Origin of the sequence: Pseudomonas oryzihabitans (assembly GCF_006384975.1) — a bacterium.
GTDB classification, from domain to species: Bacteria; Pseudomonadota; Gammaproteobacteria; order Pseudomonadales; family Pseudomonadaceae; genus Chryseomonas; species Chryseomonas psychrotolerans_B.
Genome location: NZ_CP021645.1, coordinates 3,532,629 through 3,559,310, shown reverse-complemented (window position 1 = coordinate 3,559,310; position 26,682 = coordinate 3,532,629). Strand labels below are relative to the sequence as shown.

The following is a 26,682-nucleotide window of genomic DNA, read 5'->3' as shown; positions in this document are numbered from 1 at the left end:
GGCAGGAATCCTAGCGATAGACGCACAGCGCCAGGGCGCAGTAGAGGCAGGTGAACAGGGCCAGGCGCAGCAGCGCCGGATGCCAGACGAGGCGATAGAGGCCCACGGCGGCGAGCAGCCGGTCCAGCGCCCAGGCGAGCAGGGCGGCGACCAGGAACAGCACCGTCACGGTGGGCAGGTAGAGGCCATGGAAGGCGATTTCACGTGGCATGGGAGATCTCGAGGTAACGGGCCAGCGGTCCCTGGGGATCGAGCAGGGCGCTGCGGATGAAATGCAGGTCGCTTTGCACCTGACGCAGGGGCGATTCGTCATAGGGCAACTCCGGCGACTCGGTCACTGCCGCCACGGCGGCCAGGGCGGCGTCCACCGCTGCCAGGGCGCGCCTCAGATTCTCCGCACTGGGCTTGAGGAACAGGCGTACCAGGGCGCGGCCGACCACACGGATGGTCTGGCGCCAGGCGCTGCTCTCGGCATAGTGCGACACCCAGGGCAGGCGCGCCTGCAACTCGCGCAACTCGATGACCGCATGGCCGATCTCCAGCACGCAGAAGGCCCAGCCGATCAGCCGCCGCTGGGCGTCGCCCTGGCCGGCGCTGACGCCATAGGCCTGGTTCAGCAGGTCGCGGGTCTGGCCTTCGAAGGCCGGCGCCAGGTGCGGCAGGGGTGCACTCACCGCCCGCACCAGCTGTTGGCGCAGATCGCGTTCCAGGCGGCGCCACAGCCAGGGGCTATTGGGCGGCAGCAGCACCGCCGAGACCGCTGCGGTGATCACCATCGACAGCACCACGGCGATGCCGTTGTTGATGAAGGCGTAGGCGTTGTAGACCGGGGGGTTGTCGGGGATCGAGGTGAAGCAGAAGAACACCAGGCAGCCCAGCCCGTAGCCCATCCAGCCCGGCCGCAGGGAGATCCAGGTACCGAGCATGAACACTGGTGCCAGGGTCAGCAGCAGCAGCGGCAGGCCGGCGATCCAGGGAAAGACGAAGAAGGTCAGGAAGAAGCCCACCAGCACGCCGCCGCTGGCACCGACGGCCATCTGCATGGCGGTGCGCTTGGGATCGGGCGAGGCCGAGGCCAGCGCCGAGACGGCGGCGGCGTTGAGCGCCAGCATGCCGCCACTGGGATAGGCGCTGGCGATCCAGAAGGCGCCCAGCACCAGGACCAGGAAGGCGCTGCGCACACCGGTGACCGCCGCGCCCAGGGCATTGGCCTTGGCCACGAAGCGCGGCTTCCACTGCTCGCGACTGTGCCGCGCGGCGGCCAGGGAGGCGTGGGTCTGCAGGTAGTCGTGCCATTCGCCGGTGAGGCGGAAGAGCAGCTCCACGGCGGTCTCGAAATCCCGCCGGTCGACGTCGCTCAGCAGTGGCAGCTCGGCACGCAGGGCCCGAATGCGCGGTCGCAGGCCCTGGTGCAGGGCTTCCAGGCGCGCGGCGGCGGCAGGGGCGGCACGATCAGTGAGGGACTGGCCGCGCCATTCCTCGAAGAGGTCGAGCAGCGGTGCCCAGAGCCGCTCGAGCGCCGCCAGCGGCACCTGGGCTTCGCGCTCGCGCAGGCGCATCAGCAGGCGACTCAGGGCGTGCAGGCGAGTGGTCAGGGCCATGAATTCGGCGTTGAGCCGCGCCAGGCGGCCGCTGCGCATGCGCATGTGCGGATCTTCGAAGGCCGAGGCGCTGCGCAGGCTTTCCAACCCCACCGCCTCGGCGGCCAGGCGGACCCCAGCGGCTTCCAGGCTGGCGCGATCGAGGCGGCCGCGCAGGACGTCGGCGGCGAGGCCGGAGAAGACCCCCATGCGCCGATAGAGCGTCAGGCGCATGGCCGTGGCGCTGGTCTGTGGAAACACCGCCGCGCTCACCGCGCCGCTGCAGAGCACCCCCAGGGTGATGGCCAGCACCCGCATCACCGCCGACATGAAGGCGGTATCGGCGTTTACGGCAGCGGGAATGCCGATCAGGGCGGCGGTGTAACCGGCCAGCATGCAGGCATAGCTGCGAAAGTCCCGATAGCGCGCCGAGCCCGCCACGCAGAGGCCGATCCACAGCGCCAGGAAGATCAGGAAGGGCACCCGTTCCTGGGCGAACAGGGCGATCAGCACCAGCATCACCGCCAGCCCCAGCAGGGTGCCCATGACCCGGTAGAAGCTCTTGGCCAGCACCTGGCCGCTCTGCGGCTGCATGACGATGAAGACGGTGATCACCGCCGAGCTGGGGTGCGGCAGTTGCAGGCGCATGGCCAGCCACAGGGTCAGGCTGGCGGCGAGCAATACCTTGACCTGGTACAGCCAGAGGCTGCCATCGCTGCGCGCCCAGGCACTCAGGGCCTGACGGAGGGGCGTGCCGGTGGCGGTGGTGGCGTTCACCGGGCCGCCCGCTCGACGGCGACACGCGCCGGTACCAGCGCTTTATCGGTCGGGCCGCGTTCGAGGTCCGCACCGCCACCGAGGGCGACCAGGGCGCCGGCCTGGGCGGCCAGGCGTAGGGCGTGCACCTGGGCGGTCACACGCTGCTGGGCGAACAGCCGGGTCTGGGCGTCGAGCACGTGCAGGTAGTCGGTCAGGCCGCGGCGAAAGGCCTCGCGGGCGATGTCGTAGGTGCGCTGGGCCTCCTGGCTGGCCTGGTCGGCAAGGGTGGCCTGCTTGGCTGCCGAGTCGGCCTTGATCAGGGCGTCGGAAATCTCCTTGAGGGCGTCCACCAGGGTCTGGTTATAGGCGCTGACCGCCATGTCGTAGGCCGCCGATTCCGCGCCGAGGCGACCGCGCAGGGCGCCGCCGTCATAGATCGGCAAGGAAAAGGCGGGGCCGATGAAGGAGCCGGTCTTGGCGTGGGTGAGCATCTCGCTGAGCCGACCCAGGGTGAGGAACTGGCCGACGTTGGCCACCAGGTCGATGTTGGGATAGAAGCTGGCGCGGGCGACGTCCACCCCCTTGGCCGCCGCAGCGATCTGCCAGCGGCGCGCCACCACGTCGGGACGCTTGCCGACCAGTTCCAGGGGCAGGCTGCTGGGCAGACGCGGCGCCGCGCCCAGGGTCAGCCGCGGTCGCTGCAGGCTGGCCCCGGCGCCAGGGCCCTTGCCGGCCAGGGCGGCGAGCTGGTTGCGATCCAGCGCCAGGGTCTCGTCCAGGGCTTCCAGCTGGCGCTCGGTCTCGGGCAGCAGGGCACGGGCCTGGCTGACCTCGAACTGGGTGCCGAGGCCGCCATCCAGTTGCCGCTGGGCCAGCTCGGCCAGTTGGCGCTGTTGTTCCAGGGTGGCGGCGAGGATGTCGCGCTGGTCGTGGTGCAGGGCGAAGCCGATGTAGGTGCGGACGATGTTGCCGGTCAGCTCCAGTTCGGCGGCGCGCACCTCGGCGGCGGCCTGGTGCGCCTGGTCCAGGGCCTGGGTACTGGCATCGCGCTCGCGGCCCCAGAAGTCCAGGGCATAGCTCAGCCCCAGTTCGGCGTTGTTGTTCCAGGTGGTGCGATCGGCCAGTTCGCCGGGGCCGTAGAAGCCGTCGGTGGGCCAGCTGTAGCGCCTGAAGGCGCCCTTGCCCTCTACCTGCAGGGCTTCGCGGGATTCGGCGAGTCCGGCCAGGGACTCGGCGCGCCGCACCCGGGCGGCGGCCGTGGCCAGGCGCGGATTGTCCGCCAGGGCGCTGGCGATCCAGGCATCCAGTTGCGCATCGCCATAGGCGCGCCACCACTGGCGCTCCGGCCAGGCGGCCTGGTGCGCAGCGTCGCGGATGGCGGCGTCGGTGGCCAGGGCCTGATCGTCGAGGCGTTGCGCCTGGGGCGCGTTGTGACCGGTACTGATGCACCCGGCCAGCAGGGTCGCAAGAGCGACCACCGCCAACGCAGGCCATCCTCTGCAGGGAGAAGGCGACACTTGGGGTCCGTTTGCAACAGGGCCATCCCCGGATATCGCGCCAATGACGGCGTGGGGCGGGACGGCGGAATGAGCGGGAACTGGAGCGGGTATCGTCAAGGCCGGGATAGCCATCGAGCGGTACTGTTAGTATGCTAACGATTATATAAAATTTCCGGGAAGTCGATTAGCGCGCCAACTCGCGAATCTTTGTTTCACATAGTGAAATAATATGCAGAATGACGGTTTTCCAGACCCCTGAGGTGGCATGGACACTCTGCACAACATGCGCGTCTTCGTCGCCGTGGTGGAAAGCGGTAGCTTCACCAGCGCGGCCCAGATGCTGCAGACCACCACCGCCCACGTCTCCCGCGCGGTCGCCCATCTCGAAACCCACCTGCGCACCCGATTGCTGCACCGCACCACGAGACGCATCGCCCTGACCGAGGCCGGCCAGCGCTACCTGGCGCGTTGCGAGCAGATCCTCGCCTACGTCGAGGAAGCCGAAGCCGAGGCGGGCCACGCCCAGGCCCGGCCCGAGGGCCGCTTGCGGGTGCACAGCATGACCGGTATCGGCCAGCACTACGTGATCCGCGCCATCGCCGGCTATCGCACCCTGCACCCCGAGGTGCGCTTCGACCTGACCATGGCCAACCGCATCCCCGATCTGCTGGAAGAGGGCTTCGACCTGGCCATCGTGGTGGCGGCGGAATTGCCCGACTCCGGCTTCGTGTCCCAGCAGATCGGCCAGACCTACAGCATCCTCTGTGCCTCGCCCGCCTACCTGCGCGAGCACGGCCAGCCGCGGACGCCGGCGGATTTGGCCGACCACGCCTGCCTGAGGTTCATCAGTCCGGTGGTGCCCTTCGACCGCTGGCAGTTCGAAGGTCCCAACGGCGCGGAAACCTTCCGCATCGGTGAGACCCCCTTCCAGGTCAACGTCGGCGATGCCATGACCGAGGCCCTGCGCCAAGGCCTCGGCATCGGCGTGCTGCCGCTCTATTCCGCGGTGGACGGCCTGCGCGACGGCAGCCTGGTGCGGGTGCTGCCGGCCTATCGCCTGCAGCGGCTGAACGCCTATGCCCTCTATGCCTCGCGGCAGTATCTGGACGCCAAGATCAAGACCTGGGTCGCCTACCTGCGCGAGCAGATCCCCGGCGCCCTGGAGGCGGATGAAGCCGTGGTACGTGCCGCCAGTGAACTCGCCGGACAATCTCATTGAGCGTGACGGGGCGGTTGGACTAAGCTCGAAGAGCGGGCGCGCCGCGCCTGGCCATAGTTAGTAAGCTATTGAAATATCGCCCGGTATCGCGGTCTTGGGGGCGACAGGACGGCTTCCTCCCGGCACGCTTCGTGGTCGTCGAGGTCTATGTCCGAGTCGACGGCAACGTCGAAGGACCGCCGTGCAGGACGGCCGGATCATGCAGGCGGTTGCGGACCGTCGTCAGTACCATGGGAGTCCAATGAGCGCCCAAGCAGGACCCACTCTGAGATTCGCCGACCAGCCGCTCAAGGGCATCGCCCTCATCTGCCTGGCGGTCTGGCTGTTCGCCTGCCACGACGCCCTCTCCAAGTACCTCGCCGGCTTCTACCCGGTGGTCATGGTGGTCTGGGCCCGCTACCTCTCCCACACCCTGTTGATGATGGGTATCTTCATCCCGCGCTCGGGGATGGCGGTGATCCGCACCAAGCGCCCTGGCCTGCAGGTACTCAGGGCCCTGTGCCTGATCGGCTGCAGCCTGCTGTTCACCACCGCGCTGCACTATCTGCCGATGGCCGAGGCCACCGCGGTCAACTTCCTCGCTCCGCTGATGGTCACGGCGCTGTCGGTGCCGCTGCTCAAGGAGACCGTCAGTCGCAGCCAGTGGGCCGCGGTACTGGCCGGTTTCGTCGGGGTACTCGTCATCGTGCGGCCGGGCGGCCAGTTGTTCACCCCGGCGGTGCTGCTGCCGGTCTGCTCGGCGGTGTGCTTCGGCCTCTACCAGTTGCTGACGCGGATACTCAGCGCTACCGACAGTCCCACCACCAGCAACTTCCTCACCGGGGTGGTCAACACCCTGGTCCTCAGTGCCCTGGTGCCCTTCTTCTGGGAGGTGCCGACGCTTGGACACGGCTTCATGCTGGCGCTGCTCGGCTTCTTCGGCATGACCGCCCACCTGCTGCTGACCCAGGCCTTCCGCTATGCGCCGCCGGCGCTGCTGGCGCCCTTCAGCTATGGCCAGATCGTCACCGCCGGTATCGTCGGCTACTTCGCCTTCGGCCATGTGCCGGACGGCGGCGCGATGATCGGCATCCTCATCATCTGCGCCAGCGGCCTGGCCGTGGCCTGGCAACAAAGCCGCAAGCGTCCCAAGGCCAAGCCGGTACCGGCGCCGCAATCTGAGGCCTTGCCGGAGGTGGTGGCGGATGCGGGCGAGCTGAAGGCTCAGCGCAGCCCGTAGTCCGCGATGATGCCCAAGAGGATCGCCAGCCCCGCCCAGTGGTTGTGCAGGAAGGCCTTGAAGCACACCAGCGGGTCACGCTCGCGGGTGACGTGGAATTCCCAGGCGAAGCAGCCGGCCGCCACCACCAGGCCCAGATAGAACGGCAGGCCCAGGCCAAAGCGCCCCCCGGCCAGCGCCAGGCAGAGCAGGGTCAGGCCCTGCAGGGTGGCGATGATCACCCGGTCGGCGTCGCCGAAGAGGATGGCGGTGGATTTCACCCCGATCTTGAGATCGTCCTCGCGGTCGGCCATGGCGTAGTAGGTGTCGTAGCCCACCGTCCAGATCACGTTGGCGATGAACAGCAACCAGGCCGCCGCCGGTAGCTGGCCGGTCTCGGCGGTGAAGGCCATCGGCATGCCCCAGGAGAAGGCCGCGCCCAGTACCGCCTGGGGGTAGTAGGTGTATCTCTTCATGAAGGGGTAGAGCGCGGCGATGCCGAGCGCCCCGAAGGACAGCCAGATGGTGGTGGCATTGGTGCACAGCACCAGGCCGAAGCTGATCAGCACCAGGGCGGCGAACAGGATCAACGCCTCCTTGGGCGTGACCCGGCCGGTGGCCAGGGGACGATTCTTGGTGCGGGCGACATGGCCATCGAAGTTGCGATCAGCGAAGTCGTTGATCACGCAACCGGCCGACCGCATCAGCACCACGCCGAGCACGAAGATCAGCAGGTTCTTCAGACTCGGCACACCCTCGGCGGCGATCCACAGCGCCCAGAGGGTGGGCCAGAGCAGCAGGTAGATGCCGATGGGGCGGTCCAGCCGAGTCAGCTGGACGAAATCCTTGAGCCGTTCGCTGCGAGGGCGGGTGGCGATGACCCGGGCGCCGGGCTGCGGGGCGCGGGGCGTGGCAGGACGGCGATCACGAGGGCGGGACGCTTTCTTTTTCATCGGACGGCTGCGTGGCAAAGGGCCCGGCGATTATAAGGGCCTGAGCGCATCGCCGCTGCCGTCGTGATGGTTCGCTAGGTTCTGTACGAAAATGCCTGCGCTCGGTGATGCTTCGTTGAAAAAGGCTTCGGAATGCTCATTTACCGCTCGTAAACTCCGCTTCCTCAGCCTTTTTCGCCTCGCCTGACCTTCGCTCGGCAATTTTTCGTACAGAACCTAGTCTTCGCGTTCGGCATGGGGCCAAAACGTCTGCAGAAACACCTCGCTGACCAGGATGCCCAGCGGCGCGCGGTGGAAGACCGAGCGGCGCGCCCAGCAGGAGGTGCGCTCCGCGCCTGCCGGTAGCCAGTCCAGTGGATAGCGACAGGCTTCGAGCGGCCCGCGAACGAAGGCTGGTGCCTGGAACAGCCAATGGCCGAGAGGGCGGTCGCCCAGCGCCGCCAGATCGAAATCGGCCGCTTCCAGGGCCGCCCGCGCCGCCACGCTACGGGCGAACACCCAGGCTTCCCCCTTACCGCGCAGCCAGACTTCACGCACCCAGCCGAGACTGGCGGGTGGGACGTCCAGGGCCTGGCATTCGTCCGGGCGCAGCGGTTGCCAGCCCTGGGCGATCACCTGGACGGCGAAACGCCCATCGCTCAGGGCGGTGAGGCGCTCGGTGAGGGAGCCACGGTCGGCGAACAGCCAGCCGATTGGCGCCCCGGCGTAATCCGCGTCCCCGCTGGCCGCCTCACGGGTCAGCCAGCGCGGCGTCGGGTCACAGGCCCCAGACATTGCCCAGGGTGCTCAGCAGGGAGGGCTGAGTGCCTTGCTTGCCGAGGTAACCCAGGATCACCTGGGCGAACTGGGTCGTCATGTTGCTGTTCATGCCCAGGGCATTGAAGGTCTTGTTGACGTCCTGGCGGCTGTCGACCGAACCCAGCAGGCTGCCCAGCGGACTCTGCTTGGCGTCCTGACCGCCGCCGCCGAGCAGGCTGCCCAGGCCGCCCAGCTGCGCGAGACCGCTGGCGGCATTGGCGCCGGACAGTTGATCCAGCCCGGGCACGGCCTTGGCCAGCTGGCTGTAGTCGTTACCCACCAGCTGGTTCTTGGCCAGGCCCAGCAGGGCGCCGGTACCGCCCACCGCCTGTTGCGGGGTGACGTTGAGCTGGCTGGTCAGCGCCTGCAGCAGGCCCTGGGCCTGGGGCGTGCTGGCGGCCGCGGCGGTAGCCTTGGCGTTGTTGTTGCCGCTGGCACTGTTGTAGGCGTTGACGGCGTCGTTGAGGTTGAAGGCGAACACCGGGCTGGCGGCGAGCACCAGCGGCAGGGCGAGGACGGGCAGACGCATGCAGGGACTCCAGCAATTTCTTCGAAGACTGCTCAGGATAACCCGATAGGGATGACCGTGGACTGAACGGCAACTGCGGTTATGATCGCCGTTTTGCCAGGAGAACATCGATGCTCAACGGATTGTGGCTGGGTTTCTTCATCGTCGCCGGGATCAGCGCCTTCGGTCAGTGGCTGGTGGCCGGCAATGCCGGGGTGTTCGCCGCCATGGTGGAAAGCCTGTTCGCCATGGCCAAGCTGTCGGTGGAGGTCATGGTGCTGCTGTTCGGCACCCTGACCCTCTGGCTCGGCATCCTGCGCATCGCCGAACGGGCCGGCTTGGTGGATGCCCTGGCGCGCCTGCTTGGCCCGCTGTTCGCCCGCTTGATGCCCGAGGTACCGCGCGGGCACCCGGCGCTGGGGCTGATCACCCTCAACTTCGCCGCCAATGGCCTGGGCCTGGACAACGCTGCCACCCCCATCGGTCTCAAGGCCATGCGCGCCCTGCAGGAGCTCAACCCGAGTAGTACCACGGCGAGCAATGCGCAGATCCTGTTCCTGGTGCTCAACGCCTCTTCGCTGACCCTGCTGCCGGTAACGGTGTTCATGTACCGCGCCCAGCAGGGCGCCGCCGACCCGACCCTGGTGTTCCTGCCGATCCTGCTGGCGCACACCTGTGCCAACCTGGTGGGCCTGCTGTCGGTGGCCTTCATGCAACGCCTGAAGCTCTGGGACCCGGTGGTGCTGGCCTGGCTCGGCGGTGGCGCCCTGGCCTTCGGTGCCTTCGTCGCCTTTCTCTTCACCCTCACCGCCACTGCGCTGTCCGGGCTGTCGTCCTTGCTCGGCAACCTGACCCTGTTCGGCGTCATCCTGGCCTTCCTGATCCTCGGCGCACTGCGCAAGGTGCCGGTCTACGAGGCCTTCGTCGAAGGCGCCAAGGAAGGCTTCGACGTCGCCAAGTCGCTGTTGCCCTACCTGGTGGCCATGCTCTGCGCGGTCGGGGTACTGCGTGCCTCCGGCGCCCTGGAGGCGATCCTCGAAGGCATCCGCCACGCGGTGACCTTTCTCGGCTGGGATACCCGCTTCGTCGAGGCGCTGCCCACCGCCCTGGTCAAGCCCTTCTCCGGCAGCGCCGCCCGCGCCCTGCTGATCGAGACCATGAAGACCCAGGGGGTGGACAGCTTCCCGGCACTGGTGGCGGCCACCATCCAGGGCAGCACCGAGACCACCTTCTACGTGCTGGCGGTGTACTTCGGCGCGGTGGGCATCCAGCGCGCGCGCCATGCGGTGGGTTGCGCCCTGCTGGCGGAATTCACCGGCGTGACGGCGTCGATCCTGGTCTGCTACTGGTTCTTCGGCTGAGTTCGGTGCTCCGGTTCGCGCATCCAGTCGTCCTGCACCATGCGCCGCTGGCGGCGTGAGGTGAGCTGCTGGGTCTGCCAATCCTCGGCGATCAGCGCGCAATACTCGCCATCGTGCTGGCCGAGGCGGAAGCGGCGGCGCACTCCGATGGGGTCATGGTCAGAACCGTAGAAGGCCACGGCACGGATCTCCATGCCTTCGAACACCCAGCCGTCCGGCGGGCGATGATTGTCCAACGCCAGGCCATTGCCCTCGGCAGCACGCCGGATCAGGCCCTGGAAGGTGCCGATGTGGGTGAAGTCACCGGTGTTGAGCGGGCCCTGGTGGGTGGCCTGGCCCAGCACCAGATCGGGATCGAAGTCATCCTGGCCGCTTTCGCGGATGTCGGTGACATCGGTGTAGAGCGTCTCGCGATTGGTCTTGAGGATCACCGTGAGCTGGTTGATGAACACCGGTTCGGCGCTCATGTTCGATAGCAGGCAGAGGGCGCCCACGCCCTTGCCGGCGCCGCGGTTGATGATCAGCCGCGGCTGGCGCTGGCGCTTGTAGTTGTTGAGCAGGAGCTGGGCATAGAGGATCCAGACACCCAGGGTGCAACACTGGGCGATGAGGGTGAGTACCTGGTAATTGTCTTGCAACCACTGGAACATGGGGACACTTCGCGGGACGGGATGACCATCGGAAAGACCGTTCGGGTCCTGGGTTCCACCGCTTCGCTGATCGGACGGTTGCCGGTGAGAACATCGCCACAGCCGTGGCGTCCAAGTAGCGAGGTCATCACGCCAAGGAACATCGCCATGCTACGTCTATCGCTGCTTTGCTGTACCGCCCTGCTCAGCGCGCCGCTGCTGGCCGCGCCCCTGTCCTGCGATCAGCTCAAGGCCGACATCGAGGTCAAGATCCAGGCAGCCGGGGTGACCGCCTATACCCTGGAAGTAGTGCCCAACGCCGAGGTACGGGATCCGAACATGGTGGTGGGCAGCTGCGCCAACGGTACCCGCAAGATCATCTATCAACGTAACGACTGAGGCGTCGTCGAGAGCAGACCGTTCATCAGCTGGATACTTGTACAGTTCCGCTTGGCTTAGTACTGTTTGCGCATACAGTATCTAGCCAAGAGGGTAATGCCATGTCGCTGTTCGCCCGGATTCGCCAAGCCCTGTCCCTTGCCCAGTCCGCGCCGCGCTGGATGGAACGCGAGGATTTCCTGCGCCTGAGTCGGCAATTGCATGAGCAGAAGGAGCGCCCTGCCGTGATCCAGACCCTGGACCGCGGTCAGGACGACTGGCTGAGCCTGCCGGCCTGAGTCGGTCTGCGCCAGCGGTTCAGATGGGCGTACAGATGCCTCGTTGCGAGGTCACCAGCTCGCGCTGCCCGTCGTAGAGGGTGATCTCCCCCTGGCCGAAGGTATGCTCGGCCTCCAGGCGATAACGGCGACCCGCCTGGAAATCACCATACTCGAGCTCCAGGTAGCATTGGATCTGTAAGGTGTTGTTCCAGCCAAAGCGTGGCCCGAAACCGCCGTTGCCATAGAGTTCGTAGCTGTAGCTCACCTTGAGGCTATGGGGCCCCGGGATGAGCTGGAAGTAGCGGCCGTCGTTCAGGCGCCGGCCATCCTGGGATTCGGCCAGCAGCGAGGCGCCTATGGCCGGTTCACGGAGCACCAGGTCGATCCAGGCCTGCTGGGGGTCGACCGGAGGCAGCGGCGTGGTACAGCCACCGAGCAGCAGCAGGGAAGCCAGCAACCGCAAACGCATGGACGACTCCTGACAGAGGGGGTTCGTCGAGTCTACACGTCGCCGCAACGACTGGCATTGCTGTGTGCCACTTCCTGGTTGCGCTCGTCATAGAGGCGCGCCCAGGGCCGCCAGCCGGTCTGGCCGGCTTCCAGGCGATAGCGCTCGCCCGCGGCGAAGGCCTTGTAGTTGAGTGTGACCAGGCAGGTACGTGGCAGCGGCTCGGCGACCTGGGCACCGATGTTGGTGGGCTGCACCTCGAACTGGTAGCGTACCTGCAGGTCGTGGCTTCCTGGCCAGACCTGGAAATAACGTTTGTCGTCGAGTTCCTTGCGATCGGCACTCAGGGCTTCCAGCTTGGCCTTGCCGTCGCTGTCCAGATCGATCCAGGCCTGCGCCGGGTCGGGCTTGGGCAACGGCCAGAGGGAACAGGCGCTCAGGAACAGCACAGGCAACAGCAGGCACAGTCTACGCATGACGGCTACAACTCCGGGCAGGGAAGGGCGCGCCACCCAGTCAGGCACCCTGCCTGCGCAACGCGCGGGCCTTGGGCTGGGGTTGCTGTCCCTGATGATCGGGCTGGGCGGTTGTACCTCGGTCGGGTACTACGGCCAGATGGTACAGGGCCAATTCGCGCTGATCCGTGATCGCGAGCCCATTGCGACAGTCGTCGCTGATCCGGCGCGCCCCGCCGTCCTGCGCCAGCGTCTCGCCGCCGCGGCGGCCGCGCGGCGTTTCGCCAGTGCCGAATTGGCCCTGCCGGACAATGCCAGTTATCGCAGTTTCGTCGAACTCAAGCGGCCCTTCGTGCTGTGGAACGTCTTCGCCACCGACGAATTCTCCACCCGGCCCACCACCCACTGCTTTCCCATCGCCGGTTGCGTGGCCTATCGCGGCTACTACCGGGAAGCCGCGGCGCGGGCGGCGGCCCAAGAGCTGCAACGCCAGGGGCAGGACACCTACGTCGGCGGCGTACCGGCCTATTCGACGCTGGGCTGGTTCAGCGATCCGCTGCTCAGCAGCATGCTGCGCTGGGACGACGACCAGGTGGCGGCCACCATCTTCCACGAGCTGGCTCACCAGCGCTTCTATCTACCCGGCGATACGGCATTCAACGAATCCTACGCCACCTTCGTCGAGGGCGAGGGCCTGCGGCAATGGCGCGCCAGTCGCGGCCTGCCACCGCCGGACCCGGGGCGCGAGGCGCGTTACCAGCAGTTCCGCGCTCTGTTGCTCACCACCCGCGAGGATCTGGCGCGGCTCTATGCCCAGCCGCTAACCCCAACGGCCATGCGCGCGGCCAAGGCCAGGCGTTTCGCGCAACTGCGTGCCGATTACCAACGGCTGCGCGCCACGCCGGCCTGGCGGGAAGAGCGGCGCTTCGACGGCTGGATGCAGCAGCCGCTCAACAACGCGCGGCTGGTGCCTTACGGCCTGTACGAGCAATGGGTACCGGCCTTCGCCGCTCTCTATCGACAGCACCCAGGCAACTGGCCGGCGTTCTTCCATCGGGTCCAACTACTGGGCGAGCGTCCCGCCGCGGAACGCGAACGGACGCTCCAGGCGCTGCTCGCGGCAGACCGCAACGCTCAGCCCTAACGCGGTGCCCGCCAGTTGGACCAGGCCGCGACCAACCCCAGCGCCGCCGCCAGGGCTAGACCCAGCCGCGGCGCCAGGCTCCCATCCAGATGCAGCAGCAGGGCCAGGGCCGCAGCGCCCAGCGCCATACCGGTCTGGCGGGCGGTGGCCTGGACGCCACCGGTGGCGCCATTGCGCCCCGCGGGGGCGGCGGTGAGCATGATCCTGTTGTTGGGCACCTGGAAGAAGCCGAAGCCGATCCCGCCGAGCACCAGACAGGGAATCAGCAGCAGGGTCGAGCGCGCCAGCGGCATGCCGGCAGCGGCGGCCAGCCCCAGGGCGATGCCCAAGCCGCCCAGCATGCACAGGCGCTGCGGCGGATAGCGATCGGCCAGACGCCCGGCCACCTGGGCCGACACCGCCACGGTGAGTGGCCAGGCCAGCATCAACAGGGCAACGTGCAGGGGCACCAGCCCGAGCTGATGCTGCAGGTAGAAGGGCAGGGCGAGAAAACACAGCATCTGCGCCGCGAAGGAGCAGACCGAGGCCAGCACCGAGTGACGCATGGCCGGCAGGCCCAGCAGATCGACCGGCAGCAGGGGTGCCGGCAGTCCGCGCTCGCGGCGGATCAGCAATACCAGGCTGGCGGCTGCCAACAGCAGCAGTGCCATACCCTGCAGGGGCGCACCGCCCAGGCGTTCGAGACCGCCGATGCCGGCGCAGAACACCAGGGCGTTGAGCAGCACGCTGAGCGGATCGAGCCGGCGTTGCGCGCGAGGGCTGTCGGGCAGATTGCGTACCAGCAGGCCGATCACTAACGCGATGGGCACATTGACCGCGAACAGCCAGGGCCAGCTACCCAGGGTCAAGATCGCCGCTCCCAGGCTGGGCGCGGCGGCCGAACCCAGGGCGACGCACAGGGCATTGATGGCGATACCGCGCCCCAGCCGATCCCGCGGGTAGGACAGCCGGACGATACCGGCGCTGACGCACATGATGGCGGCGGCGCCCACGCCCTGGAGCGCGCGGGCGGCTACCAGACTGGGGAGGCCCGGCGCCAGGGCGCAGCCCAGGGAAGCCAGGCCGAAGATGCCGACGCCGGCGGCGAATACCGGGCGCAAACCCTGGCGCTCGGCCACCGCCGCCAGGGGAAACAGCAAGGCGACCAGGCTCAGCTGATAGGCACTGACGATCCAGACCGCCGCCGCCGCCGAGACGTCCAGCGCCTGGGCGATGGTGGGCAGGGCCAGGTTGGCGATGCCGCTGTCCAGCACCGTCATGCTGATGGCCAGCAGCAGGGCGGCGATGGCCCGCTGGCGGCGGGGGAGCGGCAGCCCGTCGGCGAGGGGGGCGGCAGTACTCAATCGTCGAGCTTCACGTGCTGATCGCTTTCACCGAGCTTCCAATAGCCGGCGGCCTTGACCCAGTCCCGTGGCAGACCCTTGGTCAGGAGCGCCTGGCGCGCGGCGCGCGCTTGGCTCGCCTCGCCGGCTACCCAGGCATAGCCTTCGCCAGCGGGCAGCTCCAGGGCTTGCAGCGCCTGCAGCAGGGCATCGGGCTGCCTGTCGCGATGGACCCAGCGGATGTCGGCGTCTGCCGCTGTCGGCAGGGTGATCTCCAGTCCTGGACGGGCGATTTCGGCGATCACCAGGACGCGCACGCCGGCGGCCAGTTGCTCGAGGCGCCGGGCGATGGCCGGCAGGGCGGTCTCGTCGCCGGCCAGCAGATACCAGTCGAAATCCTCCGGCGGGACGAGAGCGCCCTTGGGGCCGCCGATGATCAATTCGGCCCCGGGTTGCGCCTGACGCGCCCAGGTGGTCAGCACCCCGGCTTCATGCAGGTAGAAGTCGATGGCCAATTCGCCACGGGCGGCGTCGTAGTGGCGCGGGGTGTAGTGCCGGCCCACCAGTTGTTCGGGGCTGGCGGCGCGGATGGGCGTGGTGTCGGCGGGGACGAACAGCTTGACGTGCTCGTCGAAGGCCGCGCTCTGGAAGTCGGCCAGATCGCTGCCGCCGAAGGTCAGGCGCAAGAGGTCGCCACCCAGTTCTTCGCGGCGAACGACGGTCGCCCAGCGCCGCTTGAGCTCGAAGCGCACACGGTTGAATACATGACGGGCATTGGCATCGCCCTCAGGGCTGTGAAAAGATGTAGCCATTGCGGAGGTACCATTAATTGAGGTTCCTCACTATATTCGAGGTAAGAGTCTTTCATGTCAACCGCCGCCGCCATTGCCGAGGCCCTGCTGGATCTCAAACGGCAGATGCGCCAACAACTGGATGAGACGCTCAAGGCGTCGGGTCTGTCCTTTGCCCGCTACAAGGTGCTGATGGTGTTGGAGCGCCTCGGTCCCTGCCGCCCCGGCGAGGTGGCCGAGCAACTGCGGCATGCGCCGCGCACCCTGACCGATGCCTTCGACGCCCTGGAGCGTGATGGCCTGGTCCGCCGCGAGCCCCACCCCCAGGACCGGCGTGCCCTGTTGGTGCATCTCACCGAGCAGGGTCGCCAGGCCTTGGAACAAGCCCAGGTGCCGCGTCAGCAGGCGCTGGAAGCGGTCTTCGCGCCGCTGGAGCCGGCCGAGCAGCGGCAGTTGCTGGCTTATCTCGAGCGGGTCCGGACGCCTCGTTGAGCGGTTAGCGAACTCCACGCTGGTCGCAGGGCTCGAAGCAGAGTACCCATCAAGGAGTTCTCCATGAGCGATCAGCGTTCCGATGCCCATCTGGGCAAGACCCCACCGAACGAGCCCACGGTCGACGAAGCGGGCCGTCCCGTGGAGGTGGTGAAGAAGGACATCCAGCAGCCCGAATCCGCGCCGACCGATGCCATCGACAAGGCCATTACCCCCACCGATATCAAGACCAAGGAGCAGGAGGCGGACGAGCTGAAACGCAAGACCGCCGAGGTCGAGCGCAAGCTCGAGCGCTGAGGTTCCACGTGGAACCTCGGTGCCATCGAGGTTCCGTCATGTGCAGCGGCGATGGGGCAGAAAGGGCGAGAGCTGTCGTTTGGACGTGGCGACAGCAGCGTTGCAACGGTCGTCACCTTGGCTTCTTTCTGGCGTCGACTGCCCCTCTGCCTCAGGCTATGAACCGCGTGTGGCAGCCCTCGGTCTGGCAGGCGTCCGCTACCTGACTGGTCGGCGCCTGACCTAGCCTTCGCTGTCGTTCTTCTCGATGTCCTTGCGCTGACGATTGAGGATCACGCAGCCATAGACACCGCCGCCAAGCAACAGCAGCGCGAGGATGGAAAAGATCGCCATGAAGATGGAGTCGTTCATCGGGAACTCCGAATATGGGGTCGGAGCAGTCTAGCCATTCAGCCTGGCGCTGCGGAAGGGCTTTATGACGCGGTGTTGCCGGCGCCGAGCGGCACCGGCAGGCACCGGACCCTTAGAGCCTGTTCATAATCTGCTGCGCGTCGGCCAAACTGCGTTGAAAACGCCTTCGGAATGCTCATTTACCACTCGTAAACTCCGCTTCCTCAGGCGTTTTCGTGGGGCCGCCCAGGCCTTGTTTGGCTCTAGCTCGCAAGATTTTGAACAGGCTCTTAGCCTTCCAGCGTGGCGTTCAGGTTGATCTTGGCACCCTTGAGTACCTTGGATACCGGGCAGCCTTCCTTCGCCTGATTGGCGATGGTGGTGAACTGCTCCTGGGTGGCACCGGGAATCTTGGCCTTCATGGTCAGGTCGATGGTGGTGATCTCGAAACCCTCGCCGACCTTGTCCAGGGTGACGTCGGCCTTGGTCTCGATGCGCTCAGGCGTGAGACCCTGTTGACCCAGCAGCATGGAGAAGGCCATGGAGAAGCAGCCGGCATGGGCGGCGCCGATCAGTTCCTCGGGGTTGGTACCCGGAGTGCCTTCGAAGCGGGTGTTGAAGCCGTAGGCATTATCCTTGAGCGCGCCGCTCTCGGTGGTGATGTGGCCCTTGCCGTCTTTCAGACCGCCTTGCCAGACCGCGGAAGCATATTTCTTCATGAAGCGTCTCCGGTTGTGGGTAGGAATCCATCTAGAGCCAGATGGCAGCCGGTAAGTTCGTTGCAGTCGATCCAAGACCTGCGTGGTCAACCCCCTTTCAACAACCTTTGGAGGCCTCCATGAAGTACCGCAACCTCGGCCGTACCGGCCTGAAGATCTCACCCCTTTGCCTGGGCTGCATGACCTATGGCGTGCCCGAGCGTGGCAATCACCCCTGGACCCTGCCGGAAGACCAGAGCCTGCCGCTGCTGAAGAAGGCGCTGGACCTGGGGATCAATTTCTTCGATACCGCCAACAGCTATTCCGATGGCACCAGCGAAGAGATCGTCGGCCGCTTCCTCAAGGCCAACGCCGTGCGCGAGGAGATCGTGCTGGCGACCAAGGTGTACTTCCCGCTGCGGGACAAGCCCAACGTCGGCGGCCTGTCGCGCAAGGCCATCTTCGCCGCCATCGACGCCAGCCTGCAGCGGCTGGGTACTGACTACGTCGACCTCTACCAGATCCATCGCTGGGACTACCAGACGCCCATCGAGGAGACCCTCGAAGCCCTGCATGATGTGGTCAAGGCGGGCAAGGCGCTGCACATCGGTGCGAGCAGCATGTATGCCTGGCAATTCGCCAAGGCGCTGCATACCGCTGAACGCCACGGCTGGACGCGTTTCGCCACCATGCAGAACCACGTGAACCTGCTCAATCGCGAAGAGGAGCGGGAGATGCTGCCGCTGTGCCGCGATGCCGGCATCGGGGTGATTCCCTGGAGTCCCCTGGCCCGTGGCCGCCTGACTCGCGACTGGGACGCCAGTACGGCGCGCACCGAGAGCGACGCCTATGGCAAGACGCTCTATACCGCCAGTGAGGATTCCGACCGGCAGATCGTCGCGGCCGTGGCGCGCATCGCTGAAGCCCGTGGCGTACCTCGTGCCCAGGTGGCCTTGGCCTGGCTGCTGCAGAAACCGGGGATCGATGCGCCCATCGTCGGGGCGTCCAAGCCGCAGCATCTGGACGATGCGGTGGCGGCCTTGGAACTGCAGCTGAGTGATGAAGAGATCGCCGCCCTGGAAGCGCCCTATGTGCCGCATCCGGTGGTGGGGTTCAGCTGAGGAGCGGCGTTGCCCTCACCCCGGCCCTCTCCCGGAGGGAGAGGGGGAAGAGCGGGGCGGTGGAATGGATGCTTATCAGCGTCAGGGCCAACAAGGCTCAGCCTTTGGGTCTTCTCCCTTCTGCTGAGGGGAAGAGCAGGGCGGTGCATTGGCTAAGCCGCTGAGCCAAGGCCCACGAATCTCGACCTCTGGGCTCTAGCTCCCCTCTCCCTCAGGGAGAGGGGCCGGGGGTGAGGGCCACCCAGACTCAGGCGTACTGCTCTGCGATCTGGCGCTCGGCGCTGGCCAGGGCGGCGCCCTTGGCTTCGTCGCCATAGGCCAGGCCTTCGGCGCGGACGATCTGGACGTCGGTGATGCCGAGGAAGCCCAGCAGCAACTTCAGGTAGTCCTCGTGGGCGATACCGGTGGGCTTGCCCGCATGGATGCCGCCGGCAGTGGCGACGATGATCGCCTTCTTGCCACCGCACAGGCCTTCCGGACCGGCTTCGCCGTAGCGGAAGGTGGTGCCGGCCACGGTGATGCGGTCGATCCAGGCCTTCAGCTGGGTCGGGATGGTGAAGTTGTACATGGGCGCACCCAGTACCAGCACGTCGGCGGCGAGGAATTCCTGCAGGGCGCGGGCATTGCGCTCGGCTTCGTCGCGCTGTTCGGCGCTGCGCTGCTCGGCCGGGGTGGCACCGGCGGCCAGGCTGGCGGCGGAGAAGTGGCCCAGCGAATCATGGGCGAGATCGTGGTAGGTCACGTCCAGCTCCGGATGGCTGGCCTTCAGCGCGGCGACGACCTTGGTGCTCAGGGCGCGGGACGCGGAATGATCACCGAGGATGCTGGAATCGATGTGCAGGAGTTTCATGGCGACGGTCCTATAGGATTCGAAGAGATGGGTCCAGACTACCGATAAGTCGAATACTCGATTAGTCCCGTAGAATGTGATGCATCGTCCCATGGATAGGACAATCGGCCATGCAAGACCTCAATGATCTCGCCTACTTCGCCAAGGTGGTGGAAGCCGGGGGCTTCGCTGCCGCCGGTCGGCTGCTGGGCATTCCCAAGTCGCGGCTGTCGCGACGCATCGCCGAGCTGGAGACGCGTCTGGGCGCCCGCCTGCTGCAGCGCACCACCCGCACCCTGACCCTCACCACCCTGGGCGAGCGCTACCTGGTGCATTGCCAGGCGCTGCTGCGCGAGGCGGAGAGCGCTGCCGAAACCGCTGCCAGCCTGTCCAGCGAACCGCGAGGTCCGCTGCGGGTGTCCTGCCCGGTGGCCCTGGCGCAGCAGTACCTGCCGGAGGTGGTGACGCAGTTCCTCGCACGCTATCCCCAGGTGCAGCTGGACCTGCTGCTGGTCAACCGCCGGGTGGACATCATCAACGAAGGGGTGGACGTCGCCCTGCGCGTACGGGACCTCGACGACGAAGAGCCGGGGTTGGTGGTACGGCGGCTGCGTCAGGCCGCGGTGGTGCTGGTGGCGACCCCCGAGTTGCTCGCCGGCCGACCCCTGGATGCACCGGAGGCCCTGCTGGGTCTCCCGCTGCTCGGCGCCCTCGAAGTGGATCGCAAGGTGCATCTGCGCCTGGTGGGCCCCCAGGGCGAACGGCGCGAGCTGGTCTTGGAGGCCCGGCTGGGCATCGACGACTTCGGCGTCCGCAAGACCGCCGCCCTGGCCGGCCTCGGCTACACGGTACTGCCGCTGATCTACTGTCAGACCGAACTGGCCGAGGGCCGCCTGCAGCGCCTCTTGCCGGACTGGTCCATCCCCGGCGGTCACCTCCAGGCCGCCTACGCCCATCGCCGGGGTCAGTTGCCGGCCGTGCGGGCCTGGCTGGAGCATCTGGAGGTCAGTCTCCAGGCTCATGACGGGGCGCCGGTCTAGACCACCGTCGCCCAGGCCGACACGAGCAGCAAGCCGGCCATTCCCAGGTTGAAACCGCGCCAGGCCCGCGTCGATTTCAGGCGGCGCGCCGCGGCCCGGCCGAGCAGCGCCCAGAGGCCCAGGCAAGGTACAGACACCAGCAGGAACACCAGGGCCAGCAGCAGGACCTGGCGCCACAAATCGACGCCGGGCTCGGCGTAGACGGTCACCACCGCCAGCGCCATGCTCCAGCTCTTGGGGTTGAGCACCTGTAGGCCGGCGGTGCCGCCGAAGCCCAGGCGGGCGCTGTCGTCCGCCACCTCCGGCGCCCTGGCGCGGGCCAGTTGCCAGGCCAGCCAGCTCAGCCAGAGTACCCCGGCCCAGGCCAGGCCGCGTTGCCAGTCGGGATGCCGGGCCAGGGTCTGGCCGAGGCCGAAGCCCACCACCAGCACCAGGGCGACCGCGCCCAGGCTGCCGCCCAGCACCAGTGGCAGACTGGCCCGGGCGCCATGGCGGGCGCTGTGACCGAGGATGAGGACATTGGTCGGCCCAGGGGTGATGGAGGCGACCAGGGCGAATAGCAGGAAGGGCAACAGGGACATGGGAGACTCCTGGAAGGACTGAGTCTCCAGCGTCGCAGCCCCGTCGCTAGCGGTCTGGAAGATTCGAGCAGCGCGCGCGGTAGGCGGCGGGCGTCAGGCCATAGGCGCGGCGGAACCAGCGACCCAGATGGCTCTGGTCGGCGAAGCCCAGGGCCGCGGCGGTGTCCGCCGGCGACAGGCCATCGGCCAGCAGGCGGCGGGCGCGAGACAGCCGCAATTGCACCAGATAGGCGTGGGGTGCGAGGCCAAAGGCCGCCTTGAAGGCGCGGGTCAGGCGGAATCTGTCCACCCCGCAGGCTCGCGCCAGTTCTTCCAGGCCGATGTCCTCATGGTGGTGGGCGTGCAGGAAGTCCCGCGCGCGCAGGGCCACCTGGGGCAGCCGGGGATCACCGGCCTGGGGCGCGCGCCATTGCAGTTGCGGCAACAGGCGCAGCAGCAGGGCGTCCAGGGCGCTCTGGCGGACGATGCGCAGTTCGGGCCGGCTCAGGACCTCATGGGCCCAGGCTACGGCGCGGTGCAACTCGGCTTGCTCCACCAGGGTGCGGGCGAAGCCGGGCTCTCCGAGTGGGCGGGCGTCGCCATGCAGCCCCTGCAGCTCGCGCGCCAGCCACTGAGGATCGAGATAGAGCATGGAATAGGTGAAGCCCTCGGCTTCCGGCGCCTGGCCGTCGTGCAACTCGCCGGGCTCCAGCAGGAAGACCTGCCCCGGGGTGCTCAGATGGCGCTGGCCACGGCAATGGAATTGCTGCAGGCCCTGCTCGGTGTAGCCCACCAGATAGGCGTCGTGCCAGTGTGGATCGTAGGCATGGCCCTCGAAATGGGCGCGCAGGGTCTCGATACCGGTCTCGGCGTCTTGCTGCAGCTGGATCCAGTGATCGTCGGCCATGGCGAGAGAAGGGGGCTTTCGGGCCTTTCAGTCTAGTTACTGACCTGATGTCGGTCTGGAAGATTCGTGCAGGCTAGCGCCCCAGCCGGGCGGGCAGTTCCCGCGCCAGATGGCGGATCAGCTCGGAAATCCGCCGCGGTACGTGGCGCTGCTGGCGATGGACCGCATAGATGGCCGCCGCCGGGGCTTCATGATCGGTCAGTACTGGCACCAGGGCGCCGCTGGCGATCAACTCGGCCACGTCCCATTCCGATCTCAGGATCAGGCCATGGCCATCCAGCGCCAGGCGCACCATCACCTCGCCGTCGTTGCTGCTCAGGCTGCCGCGCACCTTCTGGGCGAAGTGCTGGCCGGCCTTGGTGAAGCGCCAGACGGCGTAGTCACCGGCGTCCTGGCGCAAGACCAGGCAGTTGTGCCGCGCCAGGTCCGCCACGCTTGCCGGCATCCCGGCGCGGGCCAGGTAGGCTGGGGCGGCGCAGAGCAGGCGGCGATTGTCGAGCAGGCGATGGGCGATGACCCGGGCATCCGGCGGCTCGCCAACGCGGATATCCAGGTCGAACGGGCCTTCCAACAGATTCACCGGATGGCTGGAGAGGTGCAGATTGAGTTCCAGCTGCGGATGGCGCGCCGCGAAATCCGACAGCAGCGGCGCCAGGTGCCGTCGGCCGAATCCGAAGGTGGCGTTGAGATTGAGCGTCCCGCTGAGGGGCGCATCGGGGCGGCCGACCTCGGCCTCCAGATCCTCCAGCTGACGCAGCAGCGGCCGGGCACCTTCCAGATAGCGCAGGCCTTCCGGCGTCAGGTCCAGCCGCCGCGTGGTACGGCGGATCAGTTGCACACCCAGGCGGCGCTCCAAGGCGGTGAGTCTCTTGCTCACCGCCGCCAGGGACAGCCCCAGTTCGCGGGCAGCGGCGGTCAGACTGGGATGACCAGCCAGGCGGACGAAGAAGGCGAGATCGTCGGCAGACAAGATTCTTGATTCCAGGTTAACAATGGCTTTCCCTGGGGCGGGATTGTACGCCTCCAGCGCGAGACTACACTGGAGTCCTCTCACTCGAACTGCCGGAGAATCCCCATGCAAGCGTCCCAGCCCCACAAGATCGCGGTCATCGCCGGTGACGGCATCGGCACGGAAGTCATGCCCGAGGGTATCCGCGTGTTGGAAGCCGCCGCCCGCCGCTTCGGCATCGCCTTGCAGTTCGACCACTTCGACTTCGCCAGCGCCGCCTACTACCAGGCCCACGGCAAGATGCTGCCGGACGACTGGTTCGAGACGCTCAAGGGCTACGACGCCCTCTACTTCGGCGCGGTCGGCTGGCCGGACGTGGTACCCGACCACATCTCCCTCTGGGGCTCTCTGCTGCAATTCCGTCGTCGCTTCGACCAGTACGTCAACCTGCGGCCCTGCCGGCTGATGCCCGGGGTCAAGGCGCCCCTGGCCAATCGCAAACCGGGCGACATCGACTTCTATGTGGTACGCGAGAACACCGAGGGCGAGTATTCCAGCGTCGGCGGCATCATGTTCGAGGGCACCGAGCGCGAGGTGGTGATCCAGGAAACGGTGATGACCCGCCACGGCACCGACCGCATCCTCAAGTTCGCCTTCGACCTGGCCCAGCAGCGACCGCGCCAGAAGCTGACCTCGGCCACCAAGTCCAACGGCATCGCCATCACCATGCCCTGGTGGGACAAGCGCGTCGAAGAGATGGCCAAGGCCTATCCCGAGGTGGCGGTGGACAAGTTCCACATCGACATCCTCACCGCCAACTTCGTCCTGCACCCGGACTGGTTCGACGTGGTGGTGGCCAGCAACCTGTTCGGCGACATCCTCTCCGACCTGGGTCCGGCCTGTACCGGCACCATCGGCATCGCCCCCTCGGCCAACATCAACCCGGAGCGCAATTTCCCCAGCCTGTTCGAGCCGGTGCACGGCTCGGCGCCGGATATCGCCGGCAAGGGCATCGCCAATCCCATCGGCCAGATCTGGTGCGGGGCCATGATGCTCGAGCACCTCGGCCATGCCGAGGCCGGCGCGGCGGTAGTAGCGGCCATCGAGGCGGTGCTGAGTCAGGGCCCGGAGCAGGCGCCCCTGACCCGCGACCTCGGCGGTCAGGGCACCACCGAGAGTCTGGGCCGGGCCATCGCCGCGGCCCTGGCCTGAGATGGACGGCCTGTTTCCGGGATTCGCCCAGCACCGGCTGGACGTCGACGGCGTCGAGTTGAATTGCCGGGTCGGCGGCAGCGGTCCGGCGCTGCTCCTGCTCCACGGTCATCCCCAGACCCACGTCATGTGGCATCGGGTGGCGCCGCGGCTGGCCGAGCGCTTCACCCTGGTGGCCGCCGACCTGCGTGGCTATGGCGACAGCGCCAAGCCGGCCGCGGGCGACCAGGCCTATAGCAAGCGCACCCTGGCGCGGGATAACGTCGAGCTGATGCGCCTACTGGGCCATGAGCGCTTCGCCGTGCTGGCCCATGACCGTGGCGCCCGGGTCGCCCATCGCCTGGCATTGGACCATCCGCAGGCGGTGGAGCGGCTGCTGCTGCTGGACATCGCCCCGACCCTGGCCATGTATCGGCAGACCAACGAGACGTTCGCCCGGGCCTACTGGCACTGGTTCTTCCTGATCCGGCCGGCACCGCTGCCGGAACGGCTGATCGAGGCCGATCCGGAGGGCTATCTGAAAGGAGTGATGGGCACCCGCAGCGCGGGCCTGGCGCCCTTTCCACCAGAGGTGCTGGCCGAGTACCTGCGCTGTCTCAGCCTGCCAGGTACGGCCCGTGGCATCTGTGAAGACTATCGCGCCAGTGCCGGCATCGACCTGGCCCATGACCAGGCCGACCTGGATGCCGGTCGCCGCCTGGAACTGCCGCTTCGAATACTCTGGGGTGCGGAAGGCACCGTGGGCCGCTGTTTCGATCCCCTCGCCGAGTGGCGCCAGGTAGCCACCCAGGTCAGCGGCCGGGCCTTGCCGGGTGGGCATTACCTGGCAGAGGAGTTGCCGGAGCTGGTGTTGGAAGAGGCGCTGGCGTTCTTCGCCTGAGGCCGAGGAGCCTTGCCCTCGGCGATTGTTCCACCGGCCTTCAGACCAGGCCTAGCGCGCCTGTGCCAGGGCCGGCAGCAACTGCTGGTCGATGGCCTGGCGCACGGCTGGCAGCAGCGCGGCGCTGCCGGACAGCAACTCCTGTATCAGCTGGCGCAGCACATTGGCGCGTTCCGGGGTCAGCGCCGTCAGCGCTTGGCGACTGGCTTCATCCGCCGAGGCCTCGGCCGTCACGTTGAAACCCAGCGCCCGCAAGCGGTCGCGGAAGTCATCCTGGTCGATCAGGTCGGCGATCATCATGGCACTGTCCTCTTGGATTGAATGGTCAGATTTTCCCATTGATGTCGTCGACAGCAAGCCGCTCTGGCGTCGGCGCATAGCCGGATGTCGTTTTTAGGTAGCGTCCCGCCAGCCATCTAGGCAATGTAGGATTATTACGACATAGTGCCTGGACAATCTGCCGCAGGGTCAAGCAGCAGGATCGCCGTTAGAATGGCGCCAATCCTCGACATTTTCAGGTTGTTCGCCACCAGAGCGTAGCAATCGACGGTTACACACTGAGGCCCATCAGGGCGTTTAAACCTCTTCCGTCTCCAGCGGTTGAGGTTTTTTTTTGTCTTCTGATGGGTTGAGCGAGAGCTCAAGGGCTAGGGCAAACCCAATTCCCGCACCAAAAAGACTTCCAGAGCGCGGCGCAAAGCCTCGGCTCGCGCTCCTTTCGCCCTCAGGGCACCGTGCAGCAGGCCCGCCCCCTCCCAGAGCCGGCAAGGCGTACCGGCTGCGCGCAGGGCAGCGGCATAGGCATGGCCATGGTCGCGCAAGGGATCACGGCTGGCCAAGGCGACAAAGGCTGGGGCCAGTCCCGCGAGATCCGTCGCGTTCAGCGGCAGCGCCAGGCAGTCCCCATGATCCTCCGACCGGGGCAGATAGCCGGCCAGGCAGGCACGCCAATCGGCGGCGCTCAGCAAGGGCGCCTCTGCCTGGCGTCTTTCGCTGGGCAATATCCGCGCGGTCAGGGCCGGATAGACAAGCGCCTGGACCCTGGGCTGGGCTTTGCCTTGCTGCCGCAGCGCCAGGCACAGGGCAGCGGCCAGAGTGCCACCGGCACTATCGCCCGCCACCCCCAGCCGGGTCCCGTCCAGCCCCAGTGTGCGGGCTTCGCGTACCAGCCAATCCCAGACTAGCAGAGCGTCCTCCCGGGCCGCCGGGTAGGGATGCTCCGGCGCCAGGCGATAGTCCACCAACAAGACGGCCAGCCCCAGGCGTCGCGCCAGGCGGGCCGCGAGAAAGCCGTGGGAGTCCAGGTCACCGAGCATCCAGCCGCCGCCGTGCAGATAGAGCAGGGCGGGGCGGTCGGTGGCGGATTCCAGCGGCGCCACCAACCGCAGCGGTACTCCACCGGCCCGGTGGTCGCTGACCGCCAATCCCTGGTAGTCCGCTGGCGCCAGGGCGGTGCAGAGCCGGGCATAGGCCTGGCGTTGGGCGGCGATAGCCGGATCGGCCACGGCGAAGGCTTGGCTGGCCGCGACGAAGGCGGCCATGTCCGCCGACAGCGGTGGCTGGCTCATCGCCGGGCCGGTGGCAGGCCGATGACCCGCCCGACGTGCTCCGGCCAGGGCTCGTCGTGCTGAGCCGCCAATCGGGTCGCCAGCCAGTCGTGTACCGCCGGCGCGAAGGGCGCCGACTTGGGGCCGGCCAGGTCGACATGCAGCAGCAACTGCTCGGAGGCCGCCAGCAGCTCGGCCTCGCCTGCATGGTACAGCCCGAAGTGCAGGTGCAGGCGCTTGGCGTCCAGAGCCAGGAACCTCACCCACACCTCCAGCTGGGCGTCCGCCTTCACCTCGTGCAGAAAGTTGAGATGGCACTCCAGGGTGAACAACGAGTGCCCGCTGGCGGCGCGGCCAGCGGCGTCCAGGCCCATGGCGTCCATCAGGGCGTCGGTGGCGTGGCTGAAGATCAGCAGGTAATAGGCATCGCGCAGATGGCCGTTGTAGTCGACCCAGTCAGGGGCGACCGCCGTGCTGTGGATGAGCATGCTGTCCTC

At 67.4% G+C, this 26,682-nt stretch carries 32 protein-coding genes; 12 read left to right on the top strand and 20 right to left on the bottom strand.

Features of this window, described 5'->3' with window-relative positions:
• Nucleotides 1-10: 10 nt before the first annotated feature.
• From CCZ28_RS16030 to CCZ28_RS16020, 3 genes are read right to left on the bottom strand one after another with little or no spacing between them, the layout of a single operon-like run.
• A complete protein-coding gene (locus tag CCZ28_RS16030) occupies nt 11-211 on the bottom strand; it encodes a DUF1656 domain-containing protein (protein ID WP_059228499.1) in 201 nt (66 codons plus the stop codon).
• The gene (locus CCZ28_RS16025; protein WP_140219552.1) at nt 201-2,357 is read right to left on the bottom strand and encodes an FUSC family protein; all 2,157 of its coding nucleotides are present in this window, start codon (nt 2,355-2,357) and stop codon (nt 201-203) included. Before CCZ28_RS16025 ends, CCZ28_RS16030 begins: the two co-directional genes overlap by 11 nt.
• Entirely contained in the window at nt 2,354-3,817 is a 1,464-nt protein-coding gene (locus tag CCZ28_RS16020; RefSeq protein ID WP_140221373.1) for an efflux transporter outer membrane subunit, read from the bottom strand. The genes CCZ28_RS16025 and CCZ28_RS16020 overlap by 4 nt, the downstream gene beginning before the upstream one ends.
• A 286-nt stretch (nt 3,818-4,103) precedes the next feature.
• Between CCZ28_RS16020 and CCZ28_RS16015 the strand changes: the two genes are divergently transcribed.
• Together CCZ28_RS16015 and CCZ28_RS16010 are read left to right on the top strand one after the other, a co-directional pair.
• Entirely contained in the window at nt 4,104-5,057 is a 954-nt protein-coding gene (locus CCZ28_RS16015) for a LysR family transcriptional regulator (protein ID WP_140219550.1), read from the top strand.
• A gap of 241 nt (nt 5,058-5,298) precedes the next feature.
• On the top strand, nt 5,299-6,276 hold the full coding sequence (locus CCZ28_RS16010) for a DMT family transporter (RefSeq protein ID WP_140219548.1): 978 nt from the start codon (nt 5,299-5,301) through the stop codon (nt 6,274-6,276).
• On the opposite strand, the gene ubiA is transcribed toward CCZ28_RS16010, so the two are convergent.
• The 3 genes from ubiA to CCZ28_RS15995 all read right to left on the bottom strand — a co-directional run bounded on the left by ubiA (nt 6,261) and on the right by CCZ28_RS15995 (nt 8,535).
• Nucleotides 6,261-7,208 carry a 4-hydroxybenzoate octaprenyltransferase gene (gene ubiA, locus CCZ28_RS16005; protein WP_240795170.1) on the bottom strand — a complete coding sequence of 316 codons (948 nt, stop codon included), beginning with the start codon at nt 7,206-7,208 and terminating at the stop codon, nt 6,261-6,263. The two genes, CCZ28_RS16010 and ubiA, sit on opposite strands and share 16 nt — an antisense overlap.
• A gap of 216 nt (nt 7,209-7,424) precedes the next feature.
• Nucleotides 7,425-7,982 (bottom strand): chorismate--pyruvate lyase family protein, encoded by a 558-nt coding sequence (locus tag CCZ28_RS16000; RefSeq protein WP_140219546.1) that lies wholly within the window; start codon nt 7,980-7,982, stop codon nt 7,425-7,427.
• Nucleotides 7,966-8,535, bottom strand: coding sequence for a DUF2780 domain-containing protein (locus CCZ28_RS15995; RefSeq protein WP_140219544.1), 570 nt, complete (start codon nt 8,533-8,535; stop codon nt 7,966-7,968). The genes CCZ28_RS16000 and CCZ28_RS15995 overlap by 17 nt, the downstream gene beginning before the upstream one ends.
• Before the next feature lie 110 nt (nt 8,536-8,645).
• Between CCZ28_RS15995 and CCZ28_RS15990 the strand changes: the two genes are divergently transcribed.
• Nucleotides 8,646-9,875: a nucleoside recognition domain-containing protein gene (locus tag CCZ28_RS15990; protein ID WP_140219542.1), complete on the top strand. Its 1,230-nt coding sequence runs from the start codon at nt 8,646-8,648 to the stop codon at nt 9,873-9,875.
• Here CCZ28_RS15990 and CCZ28_RS15985 read toward each other — a convergent pair.
• Nucleotides 9,857-10,525 carry a hypothetical protein gene (locus CCZ28_RS15985; RefSeq protein ID WP_140219540.1) on the bottom strand — a complete coding sequence of 223 codons (669 nt, stop codon included), beginning with the start codon at nt 10,523-10,525 and terminating at the stop codon, nt 9,857-9,859. The genes CCZ28_RS15990 and CCZ28_RS15985 overlap by 19 nt on opposite strands.
• Nucleotides 10,526-10,672: 147 nt before the next feature.
• Between CCZ28_RS15985 and CCZ28_RS15980 the strand changes: the two genes are divergently transcribed.
• Both CCZ28_RS15980 and CCZ28_RS24475 read left to right on the top strand, forming a co-directional pair.
• Nucleotides 10,673-10,903, top strand: a complete 231-nt coding sequence (locus CCZ28_RS15980; RefSeq protein ID WP_140219538.1) for a DUF1161 domain-containing protein — start codon at nt 10,673-10,675, stop codon at nt 10,901-10,903.
• Nucleotides 10,904-11,004: 101 nt separating this feature from the next.
• Nucleotides 11,005-11,181, top strand: a complete 177-nt coding sequence (locus CCZ28_RS24475; protein WP_167509249.1) for a hypothetical protein — start codon at nt 11,005-11,007, stop codon at nt 11,179-11,181.
• A gap of 19 nt (nt 11,182-11,200) precedes the next feature.
• Here CCZ28_RS24475 and CCZ28_RS15975 read toward each other — a convergent pair whose 3' ends face one another.
• Both CCZ28_RS15975 and CCZ28_RS15970 read right to left on the bottom strand, forming a co-directional pair.
• Complete coding sequence (locus CCZ28_RS15975) at nt 11,201-11,632, bottom strand: hypothetical protein (RefSeq protein WP_140219536.1); 432 nt, start codon at nt 11,630-11,632, stop codon at nt 11,201-11,203.
• 32 nt (nt 11,633-11,664) lie between these two features.
• Nucleotides 11,665-12,087, bottom strand: a complete 423-nt coding sequence (locus tag CCZ28_RS15970; RefSeq protein WP_140219534.1) for a hypothetical protein — start codon at nt 12,085-12,087, stop codon at nt 11,665-11,667.
• A gap of 94 nt (nt 12,088-12,181) precedes the next feature.
• Here CCZ28_RS15970 and CCZ28_RS15965 point away from each other — a divergent pair, with 94 nt between their 5' ends.
• Complete coding sequence (locus CCZ28_RS15965) at nt 12,182-13,210, top strand: aminopeptidase (RefSeq protein WP_240795301.1); 1,029 nt, start codon at nt 12,182-12,184, stop codon at nt 13,208-13,210.
• Here the strand turns inward: CCZ28_RS15965 and CCZ28_RS15960 are convergent.
• Nucleotides 13,207-14,553, bottom strand: a complete 1,347-nt coding sequence (locus tag CCZ28_RS15960; protein ID WP_140219532.1) for an MFS transporter — start codon at nt 14,551-14,553, stop codon at nt 13,207-13,209. The two genes, CCZ28_RS15965 and CCZ28_RS15960, sit on opposite strands and share 4 nt — an antisense overlap.
• Nucleotides 14,550-15,344: a siderophore-interacting protein gene (locus CCZ28_RS15955; RefSeq protein WP_140219530.1), complete on the bottom strand. Its 795-nt coding sequence runs from the start codon at nt 15,342-15,344 to the stop codon at nt 14,550-14,552. Before CCZ28_RS15955 ends, CCZ28_RS15960 begins: the two co-directional genes overlap by 4 nt.
• A gap of 54 nt (nt 15,345-15,398) precedes the next feature.
• On the opposite strand from CCZ28_RS15955, the gene CCZ28_RS15950 reads away from it, so the two are divergent.
• On the top strand, nt 15,399-15,815 hold the full coding sequence (locus tag CCZ28_RS15950; RefSeq protein WP_058761779.1) for a MarR family winged helix-turn-helix transcriptional regulator: 417 nt from the start codon (nt 15,399-15,401) through the stop codon (nt 15,813-15,815).
• A gap of 63 nt (nt 15,816-15,878) precedes the next feature.
• Nucleotides 15,879-16,112 (top strand): hypothetical protein, encoded by a 234-nt coding sequence (locus tag CCZ28_RS15945; RefSeq protein WP_140219528.1) that lies wholly within the window; start codon nt 15,879-15,881, stop codon nt 16,110-16,112.
• A 222-nt stretch (nt 16,113-16,334) separates the two neighbouring features.
• Here CCZ28_RS15945 and CCZ28_RS24850 read toward each other — a convergent pair whose 3' ends face one another.
• Both CCZ28_RS24850 and CCZ28_RS15940 read right to left on the bottom strand, forming a co-directional pair.
• On the bottom strand, nt 16,335-16,463 hold the full coding sequence (locus tag CCZ28_RS24850; RefSeq protein WP_257721105.1) for a hypothetical protein: 129 nt from the start codon (nt 16,461-16,463) through the stop codon (nt 16,335-16,337).
• A gap of 269 nt (nt 16,464-16,732) precedes the next feature.
• Nucleotides 16,733-17,161, bottom strand: a complete 429-nt coding sequence (locus tag CCZ28_RS15940) for an OsmC family protein (protein WP_140219526.1) — start codon at nt 17,159-17,161, stop codon at nt 16,733-16,735.
• A gap of 119 nt (nt 17,162-17,280) precedes the next feature.
• Here CCZ28_RS15940 and CCZ28_RS15935 point away from each other — a divergent pair, with 119 nt between their 5' ends.
• Nucleotides 17,281-18,261, top strand: a complete 981-nt coding sequence (locus CCZ28_RS15935; protein ID WP_140219524.1) for an aldo/keto reductase — start codon at nt 17,281-17,283, stop codon at nt 18,259-18,261.
• Between the two features lie 247 nt (nt 18,262-18,508).
• Here CCZ28_RS15935 and CCZ28_RS15930 read toward each other — a convergent pair whose 3' ends face one another.
• Nucleotides 18,509-19,111: an FMN-dependent NADH-azoreductase gene (locus CCZ28_RS15930; RefSeq protein ID WP_140219522.1), complete on the bottom strand. Its 603-nt coding sequence runs from the start codon at nt 19,109-19,111 to the stop codon at nt 18,509-18,511.
• A 110-nt stretch (nt 19,112-19,221) separates the two neighbouring features.
• On the opposite strand from CCZ28_RS15930, the gene CCZ28_RS15925 reads away from it, so the two are divergent.
• Complete coding sequence (locus CCZ28_RS15925; RefSeq protein ID WP_140219520.1) at nt 19,222-20,130, top strand: LysR substrate-binding domain-containing protein; 909 nt, start codon at nt 19,222-19,224, stop codon at nt 20,128-20,130.
• Here the strand turns inward: CCZ28_RS15925 and CCZ28_RS15920 are convergent.
• From CCZ28_RS15920 to CCZ28_RS15910, 3 genes are all read right to left on the bottom strand, one after another.
• Complete coding sequence (locus tag CCZ28_RS15920) at nt 20,127-20,711, bottom strand: LysE family translocator (RefSeq protein WP_140219518.1); 585 nt, start codon at nt 20,709-20,711, stop codon at nt 20,127-20,129. The genes CCZ28_RS15925 and CCZ28_RS15920 overlap by 4 nt on opposite strands.
• 46 nt (nt 20,712-20,757) lie before the next feature.
• Entirely contained in the window at nt 20,758-21,597 is an 840-nt protein-coding gene (locus CCZ28_RS15915; RefSeq protein WP_140219516.1) for an AraC family transcriptional regulator, read from the bottom strand.
• A gap of 73 nt (nt 21,598-21,670) precedes the next feature.
• A complete protein-coding gene (locus tag CCZ28_RS15910) occupies nt 21,671-22,567 on the bottom strand; it encodes a LysR family transcriptional regulator (protein ID WP_140219514.1) in 897 nt (298 codons plus the stop codon).
• Between the two features lie 105 nt (nt 22,568-22,672).
• Here CCZ28_RS15910 and CCZ28_RS15905 point away from each other — a divergent pair, with 105 nt between their 5' ends.
• Both CCZ28_RS15905 and CCZ28_RS15900 read left to right on the top strand, forming a co-directional pair.
• Nucleotides 22,673-23,758 (top strand): tartrate dehydrogenase, encoded by a 1,086-nt coding sequence (locus CCZ28_RS15905; protein ID WP_140219512.1) that lies wholly within the window; start codon nt 22,673-22,675, stop codon nt 23,756-23,758.
• Between the two features lie 10 nt (nt 23,759-23,768).
• On the top strand, nt 23,769-24,638 hold the full coding sequence (locus CCZ28_RS15900; RefSeq protein ID WP_205894679.1) for an alpha/beta fold hydrolase: 870 nt from the start codon (nt 23,769-23,771) through the stop codon (nt 24,636-24,638).
• Between the two features lie 51 nt (nt 24,639-24,689).
• Here CCZ28_RS15900 and CCZ28_RS15895 read toward each other — a convergent pair whose 3' ends face one another.
• The 3 genes from CCZ28_RS15895 to CCZ28_RS15885 all read right to left on the bottom strand — a co-directional run bounded on the left by CCZ28_RS15895 (nt 24,690) and on the right by CCZ28_RS15885 (nt 26,673).
• Entirely contained in the window at nt 24,690-24,938 is a 249-nt protein-coding gene (locus tag CCZ28_RS15895; protein WP_140219508.1) for a hypothetical protein, read from the bottom strand.
• 347 nt (nt 24,939-25,285) lie between these two features.
• The gene (locus CCZ28_RS15890; RefSeq protein WP_240795169.1) at nt 25,286-26,206 is read right to left on the bottom strand and encodes an alpha/beta hydrolase; all 921 of its coding nucleotides are present in this window, start codon (nt 26,204-26,206) and stop codon (nt 25,286-25,288) included.
• A complete protein-coding gene (locus tag CCZ28_RS15885; protein ID WP_140219506.1) occupies nt 26,203-26,673 on the bottom strand; it encodes a thioesterase family protein in 471 nt (156 codons plus the stop codon). The genes CCZ28_RS15890 and CCZ28_RS15885 overlap by 4 nt, the downstream gene beginning before the upstream one ends.
• Nucleotides 26,674-26,682 lie beyond the last annotated feature (9 nt).